This is a genomic window from Thiolapillus sp. (assembly GCF_048562965.1).
GTDB lineage: Bacteria > Pseudomonadota > Gammaproteobacteria > Chromatiales > Chromatiaceae > Thiolapillus > Thiolapillus brandeum_A.
Genome location: NZ_JBHNMF010000537.1, coordinates 1 through 2,148, shown reverse-complemented (window position 1 = coordinate 2,148; position 2,148 = coordinate 1). Strand labels below are relative to the sequence as shown.

General features: G+C 52.4%; 4 protein-coding genes. All 4 read left to right on the top strand.

Features of this window, described 5'->3' with window-relative positions; genetic code table 11:
- The first annotated feature begins 335 nt into the window (after nucleotides 1-335).
- Entirely contained in the window at nucleotides 336-662 is a 327-nt protein-coding gene (locus tag ACOCD2_RS17395) for a type II toxin-antitoxin system HigB family toxin (protein ID WP_293647704.1), read from the top strand.
- Between the two features lie 38 nt (nucleotides 663-700).
- Nucleotides 701-1,039, top strand: a complete 339-nt coding sequence (locus tag ACOCD2_RS17390; protein WP_374109616.1) for a helix-turn-helix domain-containing protein — start codon at nucleotides 701-703, stop codon at nucleotides 1,037-1,039.
- A gap of 335 nt (nucleotides 1,040-1,374) precedes the next feature.
- Entirely contained in the window at nucleotides 1,375-1,572 is a 198-nt protein-coding gene (locus ACOCD2_RS17385; RefSeq protein ID WP_293647702.1) for a type II toxin-antitoxin system VapB family antitoxin, read from the top strand.
- On the top strand, nucleotides 1,569-1,937 hold the full coding sequence (locus ACOCD2_RS17380; protein WP_293647701.1) for a type II toxin-antitoxin system VapC family toxin: 369 nt from the start codon (nucleotides 1,569-1,571) through the stop codon (nucleotides 1,935-1,937). The genes ACOCD2_RS17385 and ACOCD2_RS17380 overlap by 4 nt, the downstream gene beginning before the upstream one ends.
- Nucleotides 1,938-2,148 lie beyond the last annotated feature (211 nt).

Sequence of the window (2,148 nt, the reverse complement as noted above, 5' to 3'; positions counted from 1 at the left end):
ACGCCGCGTTCGGAGGCCTACTTTGTTTTCCCTCTGGCGCAAGGCACGCCGGGAAAACAGTGCGGCCTCGCGGCTACTGGGGTCTACCAGCCTTCGCTTCGCTCTCCATGCCTGGCAGCGGCTGCAGTAATCGCGGATTATCACCTCGATCATGTTGACCAGACTGCGCCGTTACTTCTAGGCAGCCACCCGGAACCCCTCCTTCAAGACAGGTTGGATACAAACGATCAGGGCCATCGATTTAGTCTCTGCCATCGCGTAACTGCAGTTTTGAGCTGGCTTTCAAATGTTCTGCGTATATGCTAACCGGATTCGTCCAAACAGGGAATGAAAACATGGCAAACCAATACCAAAATCGCCAGTCCTTTAGCCAGGTATCGAATGAGCTGCTGGCCCGGTACTTCGAGGCCAGGGATGTGGATCTGGACGTGGGTTTTGGGGAACTGACCGAAACCATCTTCGAGACATTCATCGCCTTGCCAGAGGAACAGCATGCGCAGATCGGCAATGCCAGTATCATTGACGACTCGCTGGTTGTGTTCAATATTGCAGGAAACAAATACCGGCTGGTGGTTGATGTGGACTATGTGCGACAGGCCATGTTCGTGAAGTTTGTCGGCACTCATGCCAAATATGACAAGCTCGACTTAAAAGGTAAGTAAGCAGTGGAAATTCGCCCCATCAGGACTATGATGCCGCCCTGGCAGAAGTAGAAGCTTTATGGGGAGCCGAACCCGATACTCCCGATGGCGATAAGCTGGACGTCCTTATCACGTTGATCGAGGCTTATGAGGCCAGGCATCATCCCATTGCCCCGCCTGATCCAGTTGAAGCGATCCTGTTCCGCATGGAACAGGCTGGATTGCGGCGCAAGGACCTGGAACCCTATATCGGACACAGTGGCCGCGTCTCCGAGGTGCTGAACCACAAACGCCCCCTTACGCTGGAAATGATCCGCAAGCTCTGGAAGGGTCTGCACATCCCGCTGGAGAGCCTGATCCAGGCCGGCGAGGATGTTAATCACCAGCAACACGCGTAAGACCAAAGATGCTGCAGAACTGTAACCAGCGGGGATAACTTTTGGGACAACCTCGAATTACCGAAAATATAAATACGATATCTATCAATCAGATAGCAATGTTTTTCGGTAGCCACCGCCCCAAATCAATTCCATAACATCCCAGCAAGTCCACAAGCCCGCATAACAGCGGGCTTTTTTATAGCCTGTCATATCAATCATCGCTGGCGGCTGCCAAACTGCAGTGGCGGAAGTTCATCAAGGATGGGTTGGTGGTTTGACAACAGCATCAATGACGCATCATTATTAGCACCTAATGATGGCTATTTTGATGCCTCTTATATTGGGCAAGCATTATGCGTACGACATTGAACATTGATGACAAGCTGCTGGAGGAAGCGCAACAACTGACCGGGCTGTCTGAAAAAGTCGCCCTGGTGCGGGAAGGTTTACGTGCACTTATCGAACGTGAAAGCGCCCGCAGGCTGGCGAATCTTGGCGGCAGCGAACCTCAGTTGAAACCCATCCCACGGCGCCAATCTGATCCTGTATGATCCTGGTCGATACGTCCATCTGGATCGAACATCTGCGCAAGGGAGACGACAGGCTGGTGGCGTTGCTCAACAGTAATCAAGTGGTGATGCATCCATTCATCATCGGAGAATTGGCCTGTGGCAATTTGCAGAACCGGGACAACCTGCTCCGGCTGTTTAGGAATCTGCCTCAGAGTCGTGTTGCCACCCACGATGAGGCGCTGTATTTCATCGAACATCGGGCACTGATGGGTAAAGGTATCGGGTTCATCGATGTGCATCTGCTGGCCGCCGTGGCGCTCGATGGCAATATGCGCCTGTGGACCAGGGACAAGCGCCTGCACAACACTGCCACAGCGCTGAACCTGGCATGGTTGATGACATAACCCATTCTTATCACTGGTTCACAAACAGCGGCTTTTCTCATCTTGCCATGCAATAACGATGCGGCTGAGTGCCTCCAGCAGTGTGCGACCTTAATTGTCGGGTACCATGTGATTATATTCCAAAAAGGAGCTATCCTTTGTTCCGAACCCGCCAGATATTGAACGACTGGCTCACGCAAAACCTGGAGGAAGCATAACGCCATGGTTATCC